A 23,602-nucleotide genomic window follows, 5' to 3' on the forward strand; every position below is an offset into this window, starting at 1 on the left:
CACGGTGCTCGTGCTCCGCTGTGTGCGGTCACGGCATCGCGCTTCTCGTCCATACGGGGGCGCTGCTGGGCGTCCGGACGGGTCCGACCGGTAGACGTGGAGCTGTGCAACAGATCGGTGTGGGCGGAGAACGGTTCGACGGTGTCAGCGAGATCGCGGTGCTCCGCGGCGGGGGACTGGGCGACCTGATGTTCGCCCTCCCGGCAGTCGAGGCCCTGGCCGCCGCGTACCCAGGAGCCCGGATCACGCTGCTCGGGGCACCGTCAGCGCGGCCGGTGCTCGAGGGCCGGAGCGAGGCCGTGCACGCCTACGAGGAGCTCCCCGTCGTGCCCGGCGTCCGGGACTCGGGCGAGGGCGCACCGACCGCACGGGACTTCTTCGAGCGGCTGCACGGGCGCTTCGACCTCGCTGTGCAGCTGCACGGCGGCGGCCGGAACTCGAACCCGTTCCTGCTCCGGCTCGGGGCCCGTCACACCGTGGGCACCGCCACCGAGGACGCCGAGGTCCTGGAGCGCTGGGTCCGCTACGTCTACTACCAGCACGAGGTCGTCCGGGCGCTCGAGGTGGCCTCGCTCGCCGGCGCCGAACCGGTCACCCTCGACCCCCGACTGCACGTCCCCGAGGCCACGCGGGCCGGGGTCCGGCAGCGCCTCGGCGTCCGCGGACGACTCGTCGCGATCCACCCCGGTGCCACCGACCCGCGTCGCCGCTGGAGCCCCTCGCGCTTCGCCGAGGTCGCCCGTGCCCGGCTCGCCGCCGGGGACGACGTGGTGCTCGTGGGTGACGACTCGGACGTGCCGGCGGCGTCCGCCATCGTCGCTTCGCTGCCGCTGGAGCTGCGGGAGCGTCTGCACGACCTCACCGGGTCACTGCCGCTCCGTGAGCTCCCCGACGTCCTCGCCGCTGCCGACGTCATGGTCGGCGACGACTCCGGCCCGCGGCACCTCGCCGTTGCCGTGGGCACCCCGACCGTCGGCGTGTTCTGGTTCGGCAACGTGATCAACGCCGGGCCGTTCGACCGCGGTCGGCACCGCGTGCACCTGTCCTTCGTGACGCAGTGCCCGGTCTGCGGCATCGACGTCACCCAGGTCGGCTGGACCGCCGAGCGGTGCGAGCACGACCCGTCCTACGTGGACCAGGTCGAGCCGGAGGCCGTCCTCGCCGACGTCGAGGACCTGCTCCGCACGACCTGACGCTGTGCGCGGCACCACAAGCGCTCGGTGCGAGGTTCCCCACTCCGTGCGACGCTCCGGCCCTCGCACGGAGTGCGGAAGCTCGCACCGAGCGGTGAACGCGACCGTCGGACGGCCTGGAGGCGCGGTGCCAGCCCGGCACGCGCCTCCAGGCCGCGCCGTGGCGCGTCACGAGCGCCCGGTGCCAGGTTCCACACTCCGTGGCACGCTCCGGCCCTCGCACGGAGTGCGGAAGCCCGCACCTGCGCCCGGCACACGCACACACGGGAGGCGCGGTGCCAGCCGGCACCGCGCCTCCCGTCCGTCAGCGGCAAGCGGCGAGCGGCTACGGCCAGCTCGGCTCCGTCGCCGGCATGATCGACAGCTCGCGGATCTCGCAGCCGGCCGGCTGCGACAGCGCGAAGATGATCGAGTTCGCGACGTACTCCGGCTCGATGAGCTGCGCGTCCGGGCCCGGCTTGTACTGCTCGGTCCGGTCGGCGAAGAAGTTCGTGCGCATCCCGGCGGGGATGATGTTGGTCACGCCGATGCGACCGGCGGTCTCGGCGGCCAGCGCCTGCGAGAACCCACGGACGCCGAACTTCGACGCCGAGTACGCGGTGCCGTCGCCGACGCCGCGCAGGGCGAGCGACGACGAGATCGTGACGACGCGGCCGTGCGTGGCCTCGAGGGCGGGCAGGGCGGCGCGCACGGTCGAGGCGGTGCCGATCAGGTTGACGCCGACGATCTGCTCCCACTTGCCGGACGAGATCGCGTCGATCGGGGCGGGGGTGTCGATGCCCGCGGCGGTGACGACGGCGTCGAGGCCACCGTGCCGCTCGGCGGCGTCACGGACCGCCTGCTCGACGGCGTCGGTGTCCGAGACGTCCACGGCGACGGCGTCGACGCCCTCGGGGACGGCGTCGATCCGCAGGTCGAGGACGATCGGGGTGCCGCCGGCCTCGGTGACGGCGGCCACGACGGCGGCGCCGAGTCCGGAGGCGCCGCCGGTGACGAGGACGCGGCCGATGGGGGTGGTGGGGACGGGCATGGATGTCCTTTGCGTAGTGGAGCGGGAAGTGGTCGAGCTGGTGTGGAACGGCGAGCGAACGCTCAGCCGACGCGTTCGATCGCGGCGGCGAGCCGGGTGGTCGAGCGGCCCGGGTGGAACGGCACGGTGACGACGCGGCCACCCCACTCGGCGAGGGTCGCCGTCTCGGGCAGTTCGCTCGCGGTGTAGTCGCCGCCCTTCGCCCAGACGTCCGGTCGGAAGCGGCGCAGGGCCTCGTCGGGGGTGGACTCGTCGAACACCACGACGGCGTCGACGCAGTCGAGTGCCAGGAGCAGCTCGACCCGGTCGTCCTGGGTCATGATCGGCCGGTCCGGGCCCTTCAGAGCGCGCACCGACGAGTCCGAGTTCAGGCAGACGACCAGGCAGTCGCCGAGAGCGCGGGCGGCCGACAGGGTGCGGGCGTGCCCGGCGTGCAGCAGGTCGAAGCAGCCGCCGGTCGCGACGACGGTGCCGCCGGCGCTCCGGACGTCGTGCACCAGGCGCATGGCGTCCCGGTCTGCCCCGGGCACGGCGAGCGGCGCGGGGCCGTCGTCGGCGAAGAGCGCGGTCACGCCGCCGGCGGCCAGGTACTCGGACGCGGCGACCACCCCGGCGGAGACGGCGTCGGGGACGTCCGCCCCGGACGCCAGCGCGACGGCGACGCCCGCGGCGAGCCGGTCGCCGGCACCGCAGGGGTCCCCGGCGCTGACGGACGGAGCCGGCACGAAGCGGCTGTCGCCCTGGGCGTCGGCGAGCAGTGCGCCGCGGTCACCCATCGTCACGGCGACGGCGCCGGCCTGCCACTGCTCAACGAGCCGGGCGGCTGCAACGGTCGCGAAGGGCACGCCGTGTCCCTCGACGTCCGTGAAGCGTCGTGCCTCGGCCGCGTTCGGGGTGGCGACGGTGGTGCCGGGGACGGGGGCGGCGCCCTTGGGGTGCGGGTCCCAGACCACCGGCAGGCGCTCGGCCGCACGGGTGAGGGCCTCACGGAGGGCCGGGGCAGCGGCGACCCCGCGGCCGTAGTCGGCGACGACGATCGCGTCGACGCCGTCGAGGGCGGCGGTCATCGCCTCGGTGGCACCGGGCACGGGCGGGGTCGCGCAGCCCTCGTCGATCCGGACGAGGGCGTGGTCGACGACGCGCACGCGGGTCTTCACGGGGGTGGGGACGCCGGAGGGTCCGGCGACGATCGTGACCTCGGGGAGCAGGTCACGGATCTCCTGGGCACGGCCGTCGTCGCTCAGGACGGTGACCAGGGTGACGTCGTGGCCGTCGCGGGCGAGCATCGTCGCGACGAGTCCGGCACCACCGGCACGGCGGTCGTCGGTGGCGACGTCCACCACGGGGACAGGGGCGTCCGGGCTCAGCCGCTCGCTCGTGCCGGACACGTCGACGTCGAGCAGGGTGTCCCCGACGACGGCGATGCGGAAGCGCGGTCCGGCGGCACGGCCACCGGCGGCACCGGAACGCGGTGCGACTGCAGCGGGCCCGCTCATCGACGGCCCCCGCGACGCAGCGTCGGCTCCATCGCCTTGCAGAGCGCGTGCACCAGGACGAGCTGTGCCTCCTGCACGTTGGCGGACGGCCCCTCGATGCAGATCGCGTCGTCGACCAGGTCGGCGAGTGGGTTCGGCCCGGAGCCGGTCAGCGCGAGGGAGCGGGCACCCACGGCACGTGCGGCCTCGGCGGCCCGCAGCAGGTTCGGGCTCTTGCCGCTCGTCGACAGCAGCACGAGGACGTCGCCGGCCCGGGCGTGCGCCGACACCTGCCGCGCGAACACCTGGTCGTAGCCGTAGTCGTTCCCGATGGCGGTCACGGCGGAGGTCTCGGCGTGCAGCGAGATGGCCGAGTACGCCGGCCGGTCGCCCTCGAAGCGGCCGGTGAGCTCGGACGTCAGGTGCTGCGCCTCGGCAGCCGAGCCGCCGTTGCCCGCGGCGAGCAGCCGACGCCCGGCGACGAGCCGCCCGGCGATGTCGTCCGCCCACTCGGCGATGTGGTCCTTGTGGTCGACGAGGGAGGCGATCACGGGGACCGACGCCGCGACGTGGTCGACGACGACGCGGGCGCTGTCGGTGACGGCGCGGTCCTCGAGCCCGGTCTGCTGGTCGATGGTCATCGTGCGGTCCTCTCCGTCGACTGCGCGGCGCGGGTGACCCGGCCGGCGTGGGTGGTGCGCGAGCGGCCGGCGGCGGGCCCGGTGATGCTGGCGGACGAGGTCGTGCCGGCGAGCAGGCGCTCGTAGACGCGCTCGCTGTCGGCCGCGACCTTCTGCCAGGTGTAGCGGGACTCGGCGCGCTGTCGACCGGCTCGGCCGTACGCCTCGCGGCGCTCCGGGTCGTCGAGCAGTGCGCCGACGGCCTCGGCGACCGCGGTCTCGTCGCGCGGCGGCACGTGCAGGCCGGTGGCGTCCTCGACGACGGTGTCGATGAGCCCGCCGACGCTCGACGCGACCACCGGGCGGCCGCAGGCCATCGCCTCGAGCGGCACGATGCCGAACGGCTCGTACCAGGGGGCGCAGACGACGACGTCGGCGCTGCGGTAGACGGCGGGCATGTCGTGCTGCCCGAGCTGCCCGCGGAACGTCACGTGGTCGCGCACGCCGAGCGACCGGGCGAGTGCGTCGAGGCGCTGGTACTCGGGGTCGTCCACCAGGTCGGCACCGGCGACACCGGCACCACCCACGACGACGAGCTCGACGTCACGGCCCTGTTCGACCAGTGCTGCGAGAGCGGCGATGGTCGTGCCGACGCCCTTCCGCTGCACGAGTCGTGAGGCGGTGAGCACCCGGAGCGGACGGTCGCGCTGCTCGACGGGGCCGTCCGGACGGAAGAGTGACACGTCGACGCCGCACGGCACCACCGAGATGCGGTGCAGCGGGACACCGAGGGCCTTGAGCTCGAACGCCTCGTCCGAGCAGGTCGCGACGACCTGGTCGACGCTCCGGCCGACGGCGGGTTCGACCCACTCGCGCTCGGCCGGGCTGGTGTCCGCGGCACCCTGGTGCCGGCGCTTCACGACACCCAGGGCGTGGAAGGTCTGCACCACCGGGATCCGCACGCCACCGGTCCGGGCCTGCACCTGCGTCACCGCGTCGAGGGCGGCGTGGCCCGACATCCAGAAGTGCGCGTGCACCACGTCGGGGCGGTCGAGGAACCACTCGGCGGCGAGCACCGACGCGAACGTCCCCATGAACGGGAACAGCTCGTCCTTCGGCACGGCACGCGCGGGACCGGCGTCGACGTGCACGACGTCCACACCGGGGCGCAGGGGCACGCGGACGGGCTGCGACGCGTCGTCGCGCCGCGTGTAGACGGTCACGTGGTGGCCGCGGTCGGCCAGTGCACCGGACAGTTCGGCGACGTGGACGTTCTGCCCACCGGCGTCGACCCCGCCGAGCACGGCGAGCGGACTCGCGTGCTCGGACACCATGGCGATCTTCATCGCAGGCTCCCTTCGAGCGCGGCTCCCGCCGCACGGTTCCGTCGCGCACCGCGCGCGACGGCGTCGTCGAGCAGGTCGTCCCAGTCGGCCAGGAACCGACCGAGCGCGTGCCGTGCGAGCACGGCCTCACGCGCCACGAGCCCCCGTCGGCGCGCCTCGTCCGGGTCCTCCAGCAGCAGCCTGGAGGCCCGCACCAGCTCCTCGACGTCGGTCGCGATCGCCCCGGCCTCACCCGGGACCGTGCGGGCCACGTCCGTCGTCGCGAGCACCAGGACCGGCATGGCCATGTGCATCGACTCGATGAGCGACAGGCCGAGCGAGGTCCAGCGGTTCGGGTGCACGTAGGCCCGCCGTTCGGCCAGCGCCGCGTGCATGGGGTCGGCCTGGACATCGCCCTGCGCGACCACGCGGTCGCCGAAGCCGAGCTCCGGCAGCCGTTCGGTGCCGATGCCCCAGACGTCGACCGGGGCGACCTCGGCGAAGCGGGGGAGCAGGTCGGTACCGACGACACGGTTGCGCCGGACGGGTTCGTTGATGACGACGCCGAGGCGCTGGAGCGCACCGGTGTACAGCGGGCCGGGGTCGACGACGCCGTGCTCGACGACGGTGGTCCGGGTGGTGCCGCAGTCCCACATCAGGGCGTTCCAGTGCGTCACGTGCGCGATCGTCAGGTCGTCGCGGTCGCGCATCGGGTGCAGGCTGTTCGGCACGTCGACCCGGGGGGCGTTGTGCTCCACGAAGACGATCGGGACGTCACGGCCACCGAGCAGACGACGGGCTTCCTCGAGCTCCTCGGTGCGCTGCAGGACGACCACGTCGACCTCGGCCTCGGCGACGTCGGCCGGGTCGATCTCGATCGCGGAGTCCGGCCAGGCGCGCCCGCCGCGGCCGAGTCCCCAGGCGTCGCGCGCCGGGGTGGTCGGGATGAGGTACTCGTGGGGGCCGCGGACGAAGGCGTCCATCCAGCCGCCGTGCACGTGCCACACGAGGATCCGCATGCAGGGCCTTCCGGTCGGTGTCGATGGGCTCGCTCCCCGCCGCTGCCGGAGCAGCAGGAGAAGGAGCAGGAGAAGCAGTGGCGCACGCTACGCAGCGCCTTCTGGGCCGCCCCGCAGACTTCTCCGATCAGTCCGCGAAACGCGGTCGAGGAGCCGCTCGTGGGCCTCCAGGACGTCCGCGATGCGCACTCCGGACAGGCACGGGTGGCCGGGGACCGGGCACTCGCGAGCGCGGCTGAGTCGGCACGGTGCGGCCTGGTCCCCGAGCAGTTCGACGAGCGGGGCGTACGGCGCCCACTTCACGGCGGGGACGACCGGCGAGAACAGACTCACGATGGGCGCCCCGACGGCTGCGGCGAGGTGGGCCGGACCGGTGTTCCCGACGACGACGACCTCGGCTCCGGCGAGGACGGCCGCGAGTTCGGCGGGGCTGGTGCGGCCGCCGAGGTCGATGCCGGTGTCGCCCGCCACGGCGGCGGTCAGCGCGCGTTCGCCGGGGGAGCCGGTGACGACGACGGGGACGCCGCGCTCGGCGTAGGCGGCGACGAGCGCACGGTGGTGGGCCTCCGGCCACGACCGTGCCGGGACGCTGGCTCCGGGGTGGACGACGACGTAGCGGTCGAGGCCGGCCACGGGCGGGGGCAGGACGGCGTCGTGGCGCACCGCGAGCCTCCCGTCGTCGTCCGGCGGCAGCCGGAACCCGGCCGCCTCGGCGATCCGCAGCGCACGCTCGGGCTCGGGGAGGTCCTCGGGCAGGTCCTCGCCGGGGCGCAGCCGCACGTCGAGCAGTGACCCGGGGTGGTCGACCGAGGCCCCGGAGACCCGGGGGACCCCGGCCAGGCGCAGGAGCAGGGCGAGGGGCAGGGGCGACTGGTGGAAGGACGTCAGGACGACGGCCTCGTCGGGCTGTTCCTCGGCGACCAGCGCGCGGAACTCGGCGAGCAGGGCGTCGTCGATCGGGCGTGCGGTCTCGGTGACCCACGGTGCCGCCCACACCCGCACCCGGTCGATGCCGGGCAGCAGGTCGGCGGCCGGTGCCCCCTGCGGTCCGCACAGCATCGTCACGTGCGCGGCACCGGCGGCGACCGCGCGGACCGCGGGTCCGGCGACCAGGACGTCGCCGAACGAGTCGAGCCGGGCGACGAGGACGCGCCGACCGGCGCTCACGCCCGGTCCGCCACGCTGCCGACGTGCTCGAGCACCAGGGTGACGGCCTCGTCCAGGTCCGCGGCGACGGTGTCGGCCTCGTCGATCTCCTGAGCGCGGGTGCGCGGGGTGGGCACGAGGATCCCCTGCGCGCCGGCGTTCCGCGCGGCCTGGACGTCGGCGCCGATGTCACCGACGACGACGATCGACTCCGGCGGGATGCCGAGCCGCTCGGCGGCGTCGAGGACCATCGCGGGCCGGGGCTTCCGGCAGGCACAGTCGTCACTGGCGTCGTGCGGGCAGACGCACCACACGTCGAACGGGCCGACGAGCTCGTCGACCCGGGCGTTGGTGGCGTCGACCTCTTCGCGCGTGGCCATGCCCTTCGCGATCACCGACTGGTTCGTGACGACGCCGAGCTGCAACCCGGCGGCACGCGCCCGGTCGACGGCGCGGCGGGCACCGGGGACGGGGACGACCAGGTGCGGGTCGGCGTTGTACGGGACGTCCACCACGAGGGTGTCGTCGCGGTCGAGGAGCAGGCCGCGGATGACGCGGTCCGGTGCGAGGGCCATGCTCCGTGACTACCGGTCCACGGCCGGGGACCGCCCCAGGAAGAGCCGCGGAGCGCGGTCCCGGCAGGACCGTCAGCGTGTCGGGTCTACCGTCGCGGCGGTGACCGCCCTCGAGAACCTGCCCGACCCCGACGGACGCCCGGAACTGCTCGTCCTCCGTGCCATCAAGCTCGGCGACCTGCTCGTCGCCGTCCCCGCACTGCACGCGCTCCGCCGCGCGTTCCCCGACCACCGCATCACCCTGGCCACCACGGCGTGGCTGGCGCCGGTCGTCGAACTCGTACCTGCGGTGGACGTCCACCTGGCCCAGCACGGTCTCGACCACCCGATCGCGGTGCCGCACGGTGCCGTCGACATCGCCGTCAACCTGCACGGTGCCGGCCCGGAGTCCTCGGACCTCGTCGCCGCACTCGCCCCGCGCCGGGTCATCGGGCACGCCGACCCGACCCACGACTACGAGGGCCCGGAGTGGCCGGACGACGTGCACGAGCGCGACCGCTGGGCGGACCTGCTCACGTGGCACGGCATCCAGGCGGACGCCACCGAGGTGCACATCGACCGCCCCGCCGAGCCGCCGGTGGTCGCCGACGCGGCCGTCGTGCACGTGGGTGCCTTCCACGGTGCGCGGCACTGGCCGACGGACCGCTTCGCCGACGTGGTGCGCGGGCTCCGGGCGCGCGGTGCCGACGTGGTCCTGACGGGAGGCTCGGACGACGTCGTGCGCGCCCGTGCCGTCGCCGACGCGGCCGGCCTGGCGCCGGAGGCGGTCCTGGCCGGCACCCTGGACCTGCAGGCCTTCGCCGCGGTGATCGCCGCGGCGCGGCTCGTCGTCACGGTCGACACCGGCGCTGCGCACCTGGCGACCGCGTACGGGGTGCCGTCGGTCGTGCTGTTCGGCCCGGCCCCGCCCGAGGCGTGGGGCCCGCCGTCGACCGGTCCGCACATCGTGCTCACCGACGCCTCGGTCCGTCGCGGCGACGTCTTCGCCGAGGACCCGGATCCGGCGATCCTGGCCGTGACCGCGGACGACGTGCTCGGCGCGGTGGACCGGCTCCGGGTGACCGCTCAGGCGGCCGGGCGGTAGCGTCGACCGAGAGCCTCCCGGACCTGCCGGATGCTCGGAGGGAGTCCTTCGTGTTCGAAGCCGCGAACATCCGTGACTGGATCGGTCTGCCCGTCGTCGACGAGGCCGACGACAAGGTCGGCACGCTCGAGAGCATCTACTACGACACCGCCACGTCCGAGCCGGCGTTCGGTGCCCTGACCACCGGCATGGTCGGGTTCCAGAAGCTCGTCTTCGTCCCGCTGTTCGGCGCCACCGTCGCCCCGAAGCACCTGCGCGTGACGTTCCCGAAGAAGCTCGTCAAGGACGCCCCCTCGATCTCGACCGACGGGGAGCTCGACGCCGCGACCGAGCCCGAGCTGTTCCAGCACTACGGGCTGGAGTACCGCACCGGCAGCGGTGGCGAACGCCGTCTCGGACGCCGCTGAGCCCGTCCCGCCCCACCCGACCGACCCCACCCGACCGACCGATCCGCCGCACCCGCCCGGAGGCCGCAACTGCTCCGCACCGCCCGTACGACGCTGCTCGCCGCCTTGGCGGCGGTCGCCGTCGTCGGGCTGGTGGTGGCCGGGGTCGCGGCACCGGGGCCGGTGGAACCCGCGTCGGCCGCGCCGATGTGGCCCGTCCCGCAGCCCTACCCGGTGCCGGACGACCCCACCGAATCGCTCGCCGACCTCCCGCCCGGCAGCGAGTACGTCGCCCTCGGTGACTCGTACTCCGCCGGCTACGGCCTCGGCGACCGGACCCGGCTGCCCACGAGCGCGTGCGTGCAGTCGGCCCGTGACTACCCGCACCGGCTCGCGGCGCGCTTCGGCCTCGACCTGACCGACGTCACGTGTGCGGGCGCCACCAGCGAGGACGTCACGACCGGACACCAGTTCAAGGGCGTCCCCCCGCAGATCGAGTCGCTGTCGTCGCGCACCCGGCTCGTGACCCTGACCATCGGCGGCAACGACGCGGACCTGTTCGGCACCGCCGCGTCGTGCCTGGCGATCTCGGCCGACGGCCCGGTGTTCTCCGGACGTGACGCGCCGTCGTGCGAGAGCACGCTCGTGCAGGACGGTGAGGACCAGCTCAGCGTGAAGATCCAGTCGCGGGTCGCGCTCGGGATCGCCGACACCCTCGCAGCGGTGCAACGGGCCGCGCCGAACGCCGTCGTCGTGTTCCTCGGGTACCCGGCGATCTTCCCGGACGCCGAGCACACCCCGGCGAAGGGCTGCTTCCGCTCGGCGCTCGACCTCGGCACGCTCGCGGGGTCGTTCCCCTCGGACACCTTCCCGTTCACCGACGACGACGTGGCGTACCTGCACGGTGTGCAGGAGGAGCTCGACGCCGTGTCCGCATCCGCCGCCGACGCCGCCGGGGTGCGGTTCGTCGACGTCCTCGAACGCACCGAGGCCCACTCGGCCTGCGCCCCGGCGGACGAACGCTACGTCGCCGGGGTCAGCCTGACCGGCTCGAGCGACCTGCGACGCATCGACCTCAAGGCCGGCGCCCTGCACCCGAACGGCCGCGGTGTCGCGTACCTCACCGACCAGATGGCCGACGCGATCCGGGAACTCGCCGGCTGACCCCTCCGGACCCCGCGCTGTCCGTGTGCGCCGCCGGAGGGACGACACACACCGGAGCCGCCGTCTCACGGACGACGTCGTGGAGCAGTGCGCCGGACAGCACCCGCACGTGCCCCCGTCCGAGCACCACGAGCGACGCCCGCCGGGTGCGCGATGCGATGGCGTGCCCCGGGTGTCCCTCCACGAGCAGCGGCCGGATCCGCACCGCCGGGAACCGCGCGGTCAGGTCCTCGGTGACCCGCTGCAGCAGTTCGGCGTTCCGGGCGCGCCACCGCAGGGGATCCTCGGCGAAGTCGGTGAGCCCGGTCCGGGTCAGCACGGGCATCTCCCACGCCCGGAGCAGCGTCAGTCGCCGGTGCAGCCGGACGGCCTCGGCGACGGCGATCGAGACGGCCCGTTCATCGGTCGGTTCCTCGACGGCCAGCACCACGTCGCCGTCGATCGGGTGCGGTCCCTCGGGGACGATCACGGTCGGCACCGCCGCGCGGACCGCGACCCGCGCCGGGTCGCCGCCGGCGGTCGAACCCCGTCGGCTCCGGAAGGTCCCGATCACCAGGAGGTCACCGCCGTCGGACTCCTCGACCAGGGCGGTGGCGAACGGCCCCGCGTGCCGGTGCACCTCGACGGTCACTCCGGGCAGGGCGGCGCGCGCGGCCTCGGCCAGGCGGTCGGCCACCGGTCCGGGGCCCTCGATCGCCGGGTCGGCACCGATGATCCGGATCCGCTCGATCCCGCTGTCCGCGCGGGCGGCGATCCACCGCAGCGCCTCGTCGTGCGCCATCGCGGCGTCCGCGGCCAGCGTCACCGTCGTCCATCGTTCGTCCATCCCGATCGGCCTCCTCCATCGCAGGTCCTCCGGGGGCGTCACACGGCGCTCCGTGCGCCACACGGTACTCCCGGGCGGGCGTGGGGAACCGGCGGTGGAACCGGCCACATCGGGTCGTGCGCCGTGCGCGGGCGGTGATCCGGGCCTCCCGGTCGGGTCTGCGTAGTCTCGGGGCGTGGTCGTGAGCGCCGGACTGTTGCTGCACCGGACCGGCCCGTCCGGGCCCGAGGTCTTCCTCGCGCACATGGGCGGGCCGTTCTGGCGGAACCGGCCGCGTGCCTGGTCGATCCCGAAGGGGCTGGTCGAGGCGGGCGAGGAGCCGCTCGGCACCGCGCTGCGCGAGTTCGCCGAGGAGATCGGCGTGCCCGCACCGGTGGCCGCCGCCGACCTGACCGACCTGGGGGAGTTCCGGCAGGCGTCGGGCAAGCGGGTGCGGGCCTTCGCGGCACGGGCGTCGGGGTTCTCGGTCGACACCGTGCGCAGCAACACCGTGCGGCTCGAGCTGCCGCGCGGGTCAGGACGGTTCGTGGAGGTACCCGAGGTGGACGACGCACGGTGGGTCGGCCTCGACGATGCGCGGGAGCTGGTGGTGGCCGGGCAGGTCGCTGCGCTCGACGCCCTGGTGGCGCTCGGTTCCTGACGCGCCGTTCGGTTTGGTCGAGTGGTCACGAACTGTCGTCCGGCGGCCCTCCAGCCGACACTTCTCGGCCACCCGGCGACCGCCACGCGGCAGGTCGTGACCACTCGGCGAGACCTTCTTGCTCGTGTCGTGCCCCGGACACGAGCCGCGCCCGCTGGATAGTCTGAGGGGGTGTCGGGTTCTCCGGCGCCACAGCAGGGGAGCACACATGCGGCGCTGGCGCGCGGTCACGGCTGGGCTGACGGCCCTGGCACTCGGAGCAGGACTCGCGATCGGCGGCGCGACCAGTGCGTCGGCGGAGCCGGTCGGCAACTGGGGGACCTTCACCCTCAGCGGAGCGAGCCGGGCCTACACCGGCACGATGACGCTCGCCGGGTTCCCCGAGACGACCTTCACGTCGGACTCCCGGCAGTCGACCGTCGTCAGCGGGGCATCGACCTGGCAGTCGGCGTCGACCCCGTCGGGCGCGGTCTACGGGACGAGCCGCGGCAAGACCTACATGAACCAGCGGCCGAACGTCGACTCGCCCACGACCGGCGCATCGACGACCACCTACACGTTCGCCGAGCCGACGCCGGGTGCCCAGAGCTGGTCGTTCGTGCTCGGCGACGTCGACGCCGACCGGGCGACCATCTCGGCCACCGTCTCCGGGGGCGGCGCCGCGACCGCGGAGCAGCTCGGCTACGTGAGCTCCTACAACTCGTGCTCGGCCGCCGTCGCCGGAGGGCCGTCGTGCACCGCCGACCCCGACGGCACGACCGGGCAGGACCGGCCCACCTGGGACCCGGCCACCCGGACCCTCACGGGCAACACCGGCGCGGTCGACACCGCCGGCGCGACGGCCTGGTTCACGCCGACCGTGTCGCTCACCAGCCTGACGATCACGTACCAGCAGCGCAGCGGGTTCCCCGTCTACCAGACCTGGTTCGCCAACCGCACGGCCGCGATCACCGGCACCGCGACCCTCGACGGCGCCCCCATCCCCGGCGCGATCGTCCGCGTCACCGCTCCGCGCGGCACCGTGTACACGACGACGACCAACCCCGACGGCACCTACGCGTTCCCGCAGCTGCCGGTGATCGCGAACTACCGCGTCGAGATCACCCCGCCGGACGGTGCCGAGGGCCCCGTCCAGCCCACGAGGGTCTCCCTTGCCCAGGCAGGCTCACCGGGCGGCGTGGACCAGCAGGCCGATTTCGCGTTCACGTCGCCGGAGGACACCGTGTCGGTCATCGGCACCGTGGTCGACGAGGACGGCCGACCGGTCTCGAACCTCGAGGTCGTCATCACCGACCCGGACTCCGGGGACGTCCTCGTCGACACCACGACGAACAGCGACGGCGTCTACACCGGCTCGGACCTGCCGGCGGACACCGACCTCGACGTGTCCGTCGCCGACGAGCCGCCCGTGACCATCACGACCGGCGACGTCGACGCGGCACCGGCAGTCCCCGAGGAGATCGATGTGCCGGCCGCCGTCGTCGCGACGGTCGCCGGTGTGGTTTCGCTCGACGGTTCCCCCGTGCCCGCCGGCGCGGTGGTCGAGCTCCTCGACGGCACGGGCATCGTGGTCGCATCGACCGAGACCGATGCCGACGGTCGCTACGTCTTCGCCACCGCGGCGGGCACGTACACCGTGCGGACCGAACGACCGGAGCCGGGGGCGACCGGGGCGACCTCGAACACCGGTGTGACGGCCGTCGCCGGCGAGCGTGCTGCGTCCGACCTGCCGTTCGCCTCCGCAGCCCCCGCAGCCGAGGTCACGACCGACCAGCCCGGCACGGTCGTCGACACGAACGGCGAACCCGTTCCGGACGTCGAGGTCGTCGCGACTCCGACGGACCCACGGGCCGGCGATCCCGTGTCGGTCGTCACGGACGACGACGGTGCGTTCGACCTGACCGGCCTGGAGCCCACGACCGAGTACGTCGTCTCGGTCGACGTCGAGGGGGCCGAGACGGCGACCGTCGTCACCCCGGAGTCCGGGGCCGCGACGCCGCTGGCGTTCGTGGTGCGGGCCGCGGCGGGTCCGGCTCCCGCGCCGTCGCCGTCGCCGTCTCCGAGTGGCTCTCCTTCGGCGGCTCCGACCGGCCCCGCTGCCGGCTCGGGCTCTGGCTCCGCGCCGGTGTCGGGCCAGGGCGACGCGGGGGACGGTCGACCGTTGGCGTACACGGGGGCGGACCTCGGCCCGGGGCTCATCGCCGCCGGGGTGCTCGTGCTGCTCGGTGCGGCGCTGCTGACCTACCGCGCGGTGCGCAACCGCCGCCGCACGGACCACCTGCAGGACTGACCGCGCTGCGGCCGCGGGGGGCGGGGGCGGCGGTCGCACGACACGCCCCCCGCGTCTGCCGAGGGGCCACGAACCACCGCCCGCCGCCCCCGCAGACGACAGTTCGAGCGACCCCGACGCCCCACCAACGGCATGTCGTGACCACTCGGCGCCAGGCCGCCCGCCTCCACCGCGGTCGCACAACACGCCGCCCGCGTCCGCCGCGGTCGCACAACACGCCGCCCGCCTCCGCCGCGGTCGAACAACACGCCGCCCGCCTCCACCGCGGTCGCAGAACACGCCGCCCGCGTCCGCCGAGGGGTCACGAACCGTCGCCCGCCGACCTGCCAGACGACAGTTCGTGCGACCCCGACGCCGCGCCAACGGCATGTCGTGACCACTCGACGGCCGGCCGCGGGCCGTCGCCGCGGTCGCACAACACGCCGCCGGCGTCCACCGAGTGGTCACGAACCGTCGCCCGCCGACCCGTCAGGCGACAGTTCGTGCGACCCCGACGTCACGCCAACGGCATGTCGTGACCAATCGGCGGGCTGACACGCCGCTCGGGCGCCGACCGCCCGCCGCCCGCGCCAGCCCCTACCGCGTCCGCGGCCGCCGCACCGAACCCGTGACGACGCCGATCGACCCCGTGACCGTCTGGATCGCCCGCCCGACGACCGGCACCGACGTGGTGACGACCGCGAGCGACGACGTGATCGCCTCGATGGACGAGGTCGACAGGTGCTCCTGCGCGTGCGAGTGCACCGGGAACCCGCGGCGTGCCAGCACGACGACCCCGAGCGCTCCGACCAGCACCGCGGCACCGGCGAACGGCAGGTACTGCAGCCCGACGATCCCGAGGGCCTGCCCACCGAACGCCGCACCACCGGCGATGCCGATGTTCGACGCGCCGTTGACCAGCGCGCCGGCGATGTCGGGGGAGACGCCTCCGGCACGGATCGCCGCGGCCATGAAGAGCGTGCCGGTCGTGCCGTTCGCGGCCATCCAGATGCCCGCGACGACCATCGTCCCGATCAAGGAGCCGTGCACGAACGGCATCGTCGCGAAGGCCACGGCCATCACGGCGACCGAGGCGATCAGCGTCTGCCGGGGCGCACGGTCGACGAACATGCCGGCGAGCCAGAGCCCGACGACCCCGGTGCCACCGAGCACGAGCAGCGCCCCGCTGACCATGCCGGCGTCGAGCCCGGCGTCGATCGCGTACGGCCCGATGTAGGTGTAGACGACGTAGTGCCCGCCGAACAGGAGCATGTCGGCGATCACGACGGACAGCAGTCCGGTGCGCGCCCAGGCCTTCGGCGACCCGATGTGCGGCGACGAGGCACCGCGGACGGCGGGCAGGAACAGCAGCGCGACGACCGCGAGTGCCGCTGCGGCGACCCCGACGGAGAACACGGCCTGCCGCCAGCCGATGTGCTGCGCGACCCAGGTCGCGACGGGCACGCCGAGCACGAACCCGAGCGAGCTGCCCGAGTACACGAACGCGATCGCGCGCCCGGCCAGCCGCGGCGGCACGATCCGGGTGGCGTACGCCGAGGCGACCGAGAAGAACAGTGCGTGCGCGATGCCGCCGACGACGCGTCCGGCGCAGACCACGGCGAACGACGGCGCGAGCGCGACCATCAGGTTCGACACGGTGTAGCCGACGAGCGTGGCGACGAGCACGGTCTTGCGGGGCAGCTTCGCGGTGAACGCGGTGAGCGGCAGCGCGAGGATCGCGACGGCCGCGGCGTACACGGTGATGACGATGCCCATGGTGGCCTCGGTCACGCCGAGGTCGGCGCTCATCGTGCCGAGCAGCCCGACGGGCATGAGCTCGGTGGTGATGGCGAAGAACGTGGCCAGTCCGAGCACGGCGATGCCGACGATGGACTGACTGGTGACGGTGATCGGCCGCGTGTGGGTCGACACGGCCGAGGTGGTGGTGTTGGTGGACACGCTGCTGACCTCCTCCGAGGCACGGTGGAGCGCGCGACGATGCCGATCGTTCTGACGGCGGTGACCGGGAGGGTCTGCGGGGCGCGCTCGCTGGCGGATGTGGATGATGTGGGTACGACTCCACGACGAGTGCGCTCATCCAGTGTTGCACGATGGAACGACTCTCGCGAGGGCATCCAGCAAATACATCGGAGCGCTCCAACGAAACACTCAGCTACACCGTCGCCGCTCAGTACTCGTTCGTCACCCGGCCCTGGACGCCGCCGCCGCGCAGCTCGATCGTCAACGTGCCGCTCCTGGACTGCGCCGACATCGACACCGATCCGTGCAGCGCCGCCTGCCGCGGGAAGCACGCCGTCGACGACTCGATGCGGTCCGCCGTCGCCACGAGACAGATCGTCGACCGGTCGGTCCCGATGCCGGCCCAGACGTTCCAGGGGGTCTCGGCGGTCCCGCCGTCGAGCGCCCGGTTCGTGAAGACGAGTCGCGTCGTGTGCAGGCTCACCGGCGCAGCGACCGGCCCCGGCAGCTGGTCGGCGTACGTCTGCGGGACGTCGAGCAGCTGTTCGAGCGTCACCGTCCCCGCCGTCGGCGTGACACTCGGCGCCGCGGCGACGTCGGGCTGCGCGGTCCCGACGAGCGTCCCGGCGGCGAACGCGACACCCACCGCCGCAGCCGCGCCGCCCGCGATCCAGGCGCGTGGTCGCTCCGTCCACAGCCACCGCCCCCACCGCGATCGCTCGGTCGGCACTGCCTGGAGGCCCGGCTCGTCCCCGCCGTCGCCCCGCGCGTCGTCGACGTGGTCGCCCCCACCGCCGTCGGCCGCCTCCGGCACGTCGGCTCCGGCAGGCACGGCAGCCATGCCGGCGGGCGAGGACACGGGACCGGGCGCGGGCGCCTGCTTGGGCACGGACGCGTGCCCTGGACCCGACCGCCTCGCGGACGGGACGAACGTCCGGACCGGACCCGGGCCTCCCGGCAGGGGATCCCGCGCCGTCGACCCCGCACGCACGCGGGGTCGTCGTCCGCGTTCCAGGTCCTGCAGCGCGATCCGGGCGCGCGCCGCGTCCGCCGGGCTCGATCCTGCTCCCCAGGCGACGGCCTCGAGCCGTGCCCGTTCCGCTGCCACGTCATCGTGGGCCATGCGCACTCCCGCTCTGCCGGTCGCGTGGACAGGTCCATCGTGGCACCGCCGAGCCGTGCGCGCGCACCCAGAACGAGGGAGTAGGCGTGGTGCATGAGCACCGACCCCATGCCGCAGCACGACGCCGACGCCGAGACCCTCGAGCCGCTGAGCCACGACACCCAGTCCGGCGAGGCCGACTACGTCGCGACCAGCCCCGGCGGTGCCGGCACGGAACGCCACGTGCCGACCGCCGACGAGGAGCAGGGCCGCGGCACCGAGTACGACCCGGTCGACCAGGGACCGCAGCAGGAGGGCCAGGGCGGCTAGCGGACCACCCGGCGCAGCACGGCGCGTTCGCCGTACGTCCAGATCGCACTCGTCACGACGTAGAGCGCGGCGGCGAGCGGTGCGATCGCCGCGAACACGACCGTGACGAACGGCACGTACCGACCCACGGCGGCGGTCGCGGCGGCTCCGGGGACGCCCGGTTCCGGTGCCGGCACCGGGTTCCAATGGGCATTCGACCGGCGGCTGAGCTCGACGACGACCGCGAGCACCGCCAGCAGGACCAGCACCACCCAGGCGTGCACCCACAGCGGCGACGTCAGGGTGACGACGAGCGAGTGGCCGAGCGGGACCCCGACGAGCGTCGCCTCCAGCAGGGCGTTCGTGGTGCCGCCGATCGAGGCGTGCGTGAACAGGGCGTAGACGAGCGACACGACGGGCGCCTGCGCCAGGACGGGCAGGCAGCCGGCCAGCGGCGAGACCTTCTCGTCGGTGTACAGCTGCTGCATCGCCCGCTGCAGGCGCTGGGTGTCGCGGCCGTACCGCTTCCGCAGCGCCGCGAGCTGTGGTGCGAGGCGCCGACGGTCGCGCTCGGCCCGCACCTGCAGCACGGACAGCGGGACGAGCACCAGGCGGACGGCCAGGGTGAGGAGCACGACGGCGATCGCCGCGGCGAACGAGCCGGCGACTGGGGAGAGCGCCGCGGTGAGGGCGGCGACGAGGTCCGCGCCGCCGTGCAGCAGCGGGCCGACGAGGGGCAGGGTGGACAGGTCCATGACGGTTCCGATCGGTGGTGGGTCAGCGGGGTGCGCGAGCGGCCCGGCCACCGGTCGGTGGTCAGGCCGGGGTCGCGACCCCCGGCGCCCGTGAGCGGACGTGCCCGTCGGCGTCGGGGTGGCTCCACCCGATCCGGGTGACCAGGTCGGGCACCGCCGACCGATCCGACACGGATGCCGAGCCGACCCCGAGGACGGCCGCCAGCACCGCGACGAGCAGCCGGGCGACGACGACGGTCACGGCGACGGCGGTCAGCCCGAGTGCCGCCACGGCCAGCAGGGGCAGCACCCCGGCGGCCGGGTCGCCGAGCACCAGCGCGGCGGTGGCGCGGAGCAGCAGCAGGACGGCGGTCATGGTCCGTTCAGCGTAACGCCCGCGTGCCGTCGAGGACCGGAAGGTGCGGCGGGGGAGGATCACGGCATGACCGCAGGTTCGCCGAGCACCCCAGCGACCGTCGCGCTCGAGGCGGCCGGGGTCCCGTACACGCCGCACGTGTACGAGCACCACGAGAGCGCCACCAACTTCGGAGAAGAGGCGGCCGCCGCCCTCGGGCTACGCGAGGAGCAGGTCTTCAAGACCCTCGTCGTCTCCGTCGACGGCACCCTTGCCGTCGCGATCGTGCCGGTGGCGAACCGGCTCGACCTCAAGGCGATCGCCGCCGCGGTCGGGGGCAAGAAGGCGACGCTGGCCGATCCCGCCCTCGCCGAGAAGCGCACGGGCTACGTGGTCGGCGGCATCAGTCCGGTCGGCCAGAAGACCCGGCTCCGCACCGTGCTCGACGAGTCGGCGCTGTCGTACGCGAGCATCTTCGTGTCCGGCGGACGTCGCGGCTTCGACGTCGAGGTGGCACCGACGGACCTCGCGCGGATCACCGAGGCGGTCGCCGCACCCATCGCGCGGACCTGAGTCGAGTCGCCGCAAGTTTTTTCGGCACCCGGGAATGACCCGAGCCCTCCTGCGTTGCATTGAGTCGAAGGCACTCAAGTTCCCCAGGAGGTCCCTTTGCCAGAGACGTTCGGCCCGACCGGTAGCAACGACTCGTTCGACGAGTTCCTCGCCCGCCTGCTCGCGGCACAGCGCACCGGTGACCAGCAGCGCGTCCGCGCGTTCGGTCGACCGGTCGACATCACCCGGCTGCTCAGCCGCCGGACCCACGAGCTGCTCCAGCACACCGCCGAGTACGCGGTCGCGCAGGGGCAGCGCGAGATCGACGCACTGCACATCCTGCAGGTGCTCGTCCGCACCGAACCGTTCGACGCCGTCGTGCGTTCCGCCGGGGTCGACCCCCAGCGACTCGCCGAGGAGATCGAGCAGCGCCTGCCGATGGCGCACGAGCCACTGGCCGAGCAGCCCGGCCGCCCGGCACTGACCGGCACCGCCCAGCGCATCCTCGTCGAGGCGACGCAGGCAGCGCGGGGCTTCGGCAGCACCTACACCGACCCCGAGCACGTCTTCTTCGCGCTCGTGATGGACCAGGAGACCGTGACCGGCCAGCTGCTCGCCAGCGCCGGGATCACCCCGCAGGTCATGCAGGACTACGCCCAGCAGGCCGCGGCAGCAGCACGAGAGGGGCGTCCCATGCCCGGAACGAACGACGCCGTCGGCACTGACCAGGCCACCGACAGCGACACCCCGACGCTCGACCAGTTCGGCACCGACCTGACCGAGCGCGCCCGTGACGGGCACGTCGACCCGGTGATCGGCCGCGCCGACGAGATCGAGCAGACCGTCGAGATCCTGCTCCGCCGCACCAAGAACAACCCGGTGCTGATCGGTGAGCCCGGCGTCGGCAAGACCGCGATCGTCGAGGGCCTCGCCCAGCGCATCGTCGACGGTGACGTCCCCGCCCTGCTGCAGGGCAAGCGGGTCGTCGCACTCGACCTGCCCGGCATGCTCTCCGGCACCCGCTACCGCGGCGACTTCGAGGAGCGCCTCACCAAGGCGATGGACGAGATCGCGGCGCACGCCGACGAGCTCATCGTCTTCGTCGACGAGCTCCACACCGTCGTCGGCGCCGGTGGCGGCGGCGAGGGCGGCTCGATGGACGCCGGCAACATCCTCAAGCCCCGGCTCGCCCGCGGCGACCTGCACCTGGTCGGCGCGACGACGCTCAACGAGTACCGCCGGATCGAGAAGGACGCCGCGCTCGAGCGCCGGTTCCAGCCCGTCACGGTGAGGGAGCCGAACGTCGAGGACGCCGTCGCGATCCTGACCGGCCTCGCCCCGCGCTACGAGGAGCACCACGGCGTCGGCTACACGCCCGAGGCACTCCGCGCCGCCGTCGAGCTCTCGCACCGCTACGTGACCGACCGGCACCTGCCGGACAAGGCCATCGACCTCATCGACCAGGCCGGTGCACGCCGTCGCCTCGCCCTGTCGGGCGACGTCGACGTCGAGGCACTGCGTGCCCAGGTCGCCGACCTGACGGCCCGCAAGGACCGCGCGGTCGCCGAGGAGCACTACGAGGAAGCGTCCGACCTGCGTGACGAGATCGTCGGACTGGAGGCCCGGATCACCGCCGCCTCGTCGGCGGACGCAACCCGCCCCTCCCGTCAGGAATCCGCGGACACGTCGATCACGGAGGCCGACATCGCCGCCGTGGTGTCCCGTGCCACCGGGATCCCGGTGACCCGCCTCGGCTCGGCCGACAAGACGCGGCTCGCCGCGCTCGAGTCCGAGCTGCACGACCGCGTCGTCGGCCAGGACGACGCCGTGCGGGCGATCGCCAAGGCGGTGCGGCGCAGCCGGACCGGCATGGGCGACCCGCGTCGTCCGGTGGGCAGCTTCCTGTTCCTCGGCCCGACGGGCGTCGGCAAGACGGAACTCGCGAAGGCCCTGGCGTCGTCGCTGTTCGGTGACGAGTCCGCCATGCTCCGCTTCGACATGAGCGAGTTCGGCGAACGCCACACCGTGTCCCGCCTGGTCGGTGCCCCTCCCGGGTACGTCGGCTACGACGAGGCCGGCCAGCTCACCGAGCGTGTCCGCCGCAACCCGTACTCGGTGATCCTGCTCGACGAGGTCGAGAAGGCCCACCCGGACGTCTTCAACCTGCTGCTGCAGGTCCTCGACGACGGCCGGCTCACCGACGGGCAGGGGCGGACGGTCGACTTCCGGAACACGGTCGTCATCATGACGTCGAACATCGGCTCGGAGTTCCTGGCCTCCCGCTCGGGCGCACTCGGGTTCTCCCCGGTCGGTGCGACGGACGGCTACGCCGAGGACGACCTGCGGGCCCGCGTGATGGGCAAGCTGCGCGAGGCGATGCGGCCCGAGTTCATCAACCGCATCGACGAGATCGTGCTGTTCCGCAAGCTCGACCGGTCCCAGATCGCGTCGATCGTGTCGCTGCTGCTGCAGGACACGGCGCTCCGGCTGGTCGCACAGGACATGCTCCTGTCGGTGTCCGACGCGGCGGTCGACTGGCTCGCCGAGCACGGGTACGAACCGGAGTACGGCGCCCGCCCGCTCCGTCGGCTCATCCAGCGCGAGGTCGACGACCGCATCGCGACCCTGGTGGTCGAGGGCGGGGTCACCGCGGGTGACACCGTGCGGATCGACGTCGAGGGCGATGCCCTGACGGCGAGCGTCGCGGAGCACGCGGCGGTCTAGTCCGGTCGCACGCACACACGAGGGCCCGGTACCGATTCGGTACCGGGCCTTCGGCGTGCGCGGACCGCCGCGGTGCGCGCCGCCGCCGCGCACCGTGCGTGCTCCGTCACGCGGTGCGAGGTTGCCCGCACCGTGCGCGCCTGCGATCCGGCACCGAGCGCGCAAGCTGCCACCGGTCCGCCGGCGGCGCACGGTGCAGCCGGGAGGCCCGGCGCCGGTGCGCGACGGGAACTCGGCACACAGCCGGCGAGTCGACACCAGAACACCAACCTCGCACCGTGATCAGCCTGTTCGGGAATGCAATTCCGGACGTTTTCCGGAAAAGGGGTTGCGCTCCGAATTGCGGTGCCGATAGTGTTCACTCGTCGCGAACGGTCGAACATTCGACCCGGACGACTCCGCCAGCTCGAGACCGAAAGGGGGCCGACCATGATGATCTCCGCAACCACTCCGTTCCGTGGAATCCGTGGACGCGTCGGTACCCCGTTCCGCGTCCGCTGACCCGGAGGGTCCCACTCTCCTGACACCTGTGCCTCCGGGCACCGTGCACTGAGCCGATCAGGCTCGTGCAGCACCGGTTCGTTCATCCGCTGAACGGCTCGACGGCTCGTTGATGCAAGCCGTCCGATCTGCGCGGACGACGCCGGAACAATGTCGGTGGACAGTGCGACGCTCTCGGTGTCGACGAGCATTCCGCGATCGTTGTCCGAACATTTCCGGACCATCCCGGAGTGCATTCTCACGCATTCAATTCCTGCTGCCCGCAACCCGGGCGGATTCGTCCTGCCCGACACCCGGGCAGCTCTGCCGTGCCCTGAAGGGGAACACCGTGACCACGAAGACCACCACCCGTCCACCCGATACCCGCGCGGTGCGCCGCCGGGTCTCACTCGCCGACCGCATCGCACTCCGGGTCGGGATGTCGCTCATCATCTGGAGCCGACGCACCCGCAAGGAGCGGCCCGAGGTCGACCTCGCCACGCTGGCCCGCCTCGAGCGGGAGCGCCAGCAGCGCGAGGCCGACTGGATCACCCAGGGCGCCGCCATGCGAATGTGGCGCTGACCCGTGGCGCTGCGGCGCCGGCGCCACACGC

The 23,602-nt window shown here is 73.7% G+C and carries 22 protein-coding genes; 10 read left to right on the forward strand and 12 right to left on the reverse strand.

Going from position 1 to position 23,602, the window contains the following annotated elements; genetic code table 11:
* The first annotated feature begins 104 nt into the window (after positions 1 to 104).
* On the forward strand, positions 105 to 1,193 hold the full coding sequence (locus tag HP445_RS16390) for a glycosyltransferase family 9 protein (protein ID WP_128779903.1): 1,089 nt from the start codon (positions 105 to 107) through the stop codon (positions 1,191 to 1,193).
* Positions 1,194 to 1,518: 325 nt separating this feature from the next.
* Here the strand turns inward: HP445_RS16390 and HP445_RS16395 are convergent, their stop codons facing one another.
* From HP445_RS16395 to HP445_RS16425, 7 genes are all read right to left on the reverse strand, one after another.
* Positions 1,519 to 2,223 (reverse strand): SDR family oxidoreductase, encoded by a 705-nt coding sequence (locus tag HP445_RS16395; protein WP_027465581.1) that lies wholly within the window; start codon positions 2,221 to 2,223, stop codon positions 1,519 to 1,521.
* A gap of 62 nt (positions 2,224 to 2,285) precedes the next feature.
* On the reverse strand, positions 2,286 to 3,719 hold the full coding sequence (locus tag HP445_RS16400) for a PfkB family carbohydrate kinase (RefSeq protein WP_217499965.1): 1,434 nt from the start codon (positions 3,717 to 3,719) through the stop codon (positions 2,286 to 2,288).
* Entirely contained in the window at positions 3,716 to 4,339 is a 624-nt protein-coding gene (locus HP445_RS16405; protein WP_111022892.1) for a D-sedoheptulose-7-phosphate isomerase, read from the reverse strand. The genes HP445_RS16400 and HP445_RS16405 overlap by 4 nt, the downstream gene beginning before the upstream one ends.
* Positions 4,336 to 5,664 carry a glycosyltransferase gene (locus HP445_RS16410; protein WP_128779904.1) on the reverse strand — a complete coding sequence of 443 codons (1,329 nt, stop codon included), beginning with the start codon at positions 5,662 to 5,664 and terminating at the stop codon, positions 4,336 to 4,338. The genes HP445_RS16405 and HP445_RS16410 overlap by 4 nt, the downstream gene beginning before the upstream one ends.
* A complete protein-coding gene (locus HP445_RS16415) occupies positions 5,661 to 6,662 on the reverse strand; it encodes a glycosyltransferase (RefSeq protein WP_128779905.1) in 1,002 nt (333 codons plus the stop codon). Before HP445_RS16415 ends, HP445_RS16410 begins: the two co-directional genes overlap by 4 nt.
* Before the next feature lie 87 nt (positions 6,663 to 6,749).
* Positions 6,750 to 7,829: a glycosyltransferase family 9 protein gene (locus HP445_RS16420; protein WP_128779906.1), complete on the reverse strand. Its 1,080-nt coding sequence runs from the start codon at positions 7,827 to 7,829 to the stop codon at positions 6,750 to 6,752.
* Positions 7,826 to 8,383, reverse strand: coding sequence for a D-glycero-alpha-D-manno-heptose-1,7-bisphosphate 7-phosphatase (locus HP445_RS16425; protein WP_128779907.1), 558 nt, complete (start codon positions 8,381 to 8,383; stop codon positions 7,826 to 7,828). Before HP445_RS16425 ends, HP445_RS16420 begins: the two co-directional genes overlap by 4 nt.
* A 100-nt stretch (positions 8,384 to 8,483) precedes the next feature.
* Here HP445_RS16425 and HP445_RS16430 point away from each other — a divergent pair, with 100 nt between their 5' ends.
* The 3 genes from HP445_RS16430 to HP445_RS16440 all read left to right on the forward strand — a co-directional run bounded on the left by HP445_RS16430 (position 8,484) and on the right by HP445_RS16440 (position 11,017).
* Entirely contained in the window at positions 8,484 to 9,467 is a 984-nt protein-coding gene (locus HP445_RS16430; RefSeq protein ID WP_111031743.1) for a glycosyltransferase family 9 protein, read from the forward strand.
* 50 nt (positions 9,468 to 9,517) lie between these two features.
* Positions 9,518 to 9,874 carry a PRC-barrel domain-containing protein gene (locus tag HP445_RS16435; protein WP_027465587.1) on the forward strand — a complete coding sequence of 119 codons (357 nt, stop codon included), beginning with the start codon at positions 9,518 to 9,520 and terminating at the stop codon, positions 9,872 to 9,874.
* Positions 9,875 to 9,979: 105 nt separating this feature from the next.
* The gene (locus tag HP445_RS16440; RefSeq protein WP_128779908.1) at positions 9,980 to 11,017 is read left to right on the forward strand and encodes an SGNH/GDSL hydrolase family protein; all 1,038 of its coding nucleotides are present in this window, start codon (positions 9,980 to 9,982) and stop codon (positions 11,015 to 11,017) included.
* On the opposite strand, the gene HP445_RS16445 is transcribed toward HP445_RS16440, so the two are convergent.
* Complete coding sequence (locus tag HP445_RS16445; RefSeq protein ID WP_164941108.1) at positions 10,974 to 11,843, reverse strand: universal stress protein; 870 nt, start codon at positions 11,841 to 11,843, stop codon at positions 10,974 to 10,976. The genes HP445_RS16440 and HP445_RS16445 overlap by 44 nt on opposite strands.
* Before the next feature lie 181 nt (positions 11,844 to 12,024).
* On the opposite strand from HP445_RS16445, the gene HP445_RS16450 reads away from it, so the two are divergent.
* A complete protein-coding gene (locus HP445_RS16450) occupies positions 12,025 to 12,483 on the forward strand; it encodes an NUDIX hydrolase (protein WP_241660357.1) in 459 nt (152 codons plus the stop codon).
* 208 nt (positions 12,484 to 12,691) lie between these two features.
* Positions 12,692 to 14,773, forward strand: coding sequence for an MSCRAMM family protein (locus tag HP445_RS16455; RefSeq protein ID WP_128779911.1), 2,082 nt, complete (start codon positions 12,692 to 12,694; stop codon positions 14,771 to 14,773).
* A 576-nt stretch (positions 14,774 to 15,349) separates the two neighbouring features.
* Here the strand turns inward: HP445_RS16455 and HP445_RS16460 are convergent.
* Positions 15,350 to 16,711, reverse strand: coding sequence for an MFS transporter (locus tag HP445_RS16460; protein WP_128779912.1), 1,362 nt, complete (start codon positions 16,709 to 16,711; stop codon positions 15,350 to 15,352).
* A gap of 229 nt (positions 16,712 to 16,940) precedes the next feature.
* The gene (locus HP445_RS16465; protein ID WP_128779913.1) at positions 16,941 to 17,573 is read right to left on the reverse strand and encodes a hypothetical protein; all 633 of its coding nucleotides are present in this window, start codon (positions 17,571 to 17,573) and stop codon (positions 16,941 to 16,943) included.
* A gap of 375 nt (positions 17,574 to 17,948) precedes the next feature.
* Here HP445_RS16465 and HP445_RS16470 point away from each other — a divergent pair, with 375 nt between their 5' ends.
* Positions 17,949 to 18,164 (forward strand): hypothetical protein, encoded by a 216-nt coding sequence (locus HP445_RS16470; RefSeq protein ID WP_027465592.1) that lies wholly within the window; start codon positions 17,949 to 17,951, stop codon positions 18,162 to 18,164.
* Here HP445_RS16470 and HP445_RS16475 read toward each other — a convergent pair.
* Both HP445_RS16475 and HP445_RS16480 read right to left on the reverse strand, forming a co-directional pair.
* On the reverse strand, positions 18,161 to 18,898 hold the full coding sequence (locus HP445_RS16475; protein WP_128779914.1) for a YidC/Oxa1 family membrane protein insertase: 738 nt from the start codon (positions 18,896 to 18,898) through the stop codon (positions 18,161 to 18,163). The genes HP445_RS16470 and HP445_RS16475 overlap by 4 nt on opposite strands.
* Positions 18,899 to 18,959: 61 nt before the next feature.
* Positions 18,960 to 19,253, reverse strand: a complete 294-nt coding sequence (locus tag HP445_RS16480) for a hypothetical protein (RefSeq protein ID WP_110863747.1) — start codon at positions 19,251 to 19,253, stop codon at positions 18,960 to 18,962.
* A 66-nt stretch (positions 19,254 to 19,319) separates the two neighbouring features.
* Between HP445_RS16480 and ybaK the strand changes: the two genes are divergently transcribed.
* From ybaK to HP445_RS16495, 3 genes are all read left to right on the forward strand, one after another.
* A complete protein-coding gene (ybaK, locus tag HP445_RS16485) occupies positions 19,320 to 19,805 on the forward strand; it encodes a Cys-tRNA(Pro) deacylase (RefSeq protein ID WP_071244681.1) in 486 nt (161 codons plus the stop codon).
* A 96-nt stretch (positions 19,806 to 19,901) separates the two neighbouring features.
* Positions 19,902 to 22,508 carry an ATP-dependent Clp protease ATP-binding subunit gene (locus HP445_RS16490; RefSeq protein ID WP_128779915.1) on the forward strand — a complete coding sequence of 869 codons (2,607 nt, stop codon included), beginning with the start codon at positions 19,902 to 19,904 and terminating at the stop codon, positions 22,506 to 22,508.
* Positions 22,509 to 23,337: 829 nt separating this feature from the next.
* Positions 23,338 to 23,571: a hypothetical protein gene (locus HP445_RS16495; RefSeq protein WP_128779916.1), complete on the forward strand. Its 234-nt coding sequence runs from the start codon at positions 23,338 to 23,340 to the stop codon at positions 23,569 to 23,571.
* The last annotated feature ends 31 nt before the right edge of the window (positions 23,572 to 23,602 follow it).

It is taken from the genome of Curtobacterium flaccumfaciens, from assembly GCF_013359815.1.
Taxonomy (GTDB): Bacteria; Actinomycetota; Actinomycetes; order Actinomycetales; family Microbacteriaceae; genus Curtobacterium; species Curtobacterium flaccumfaciens.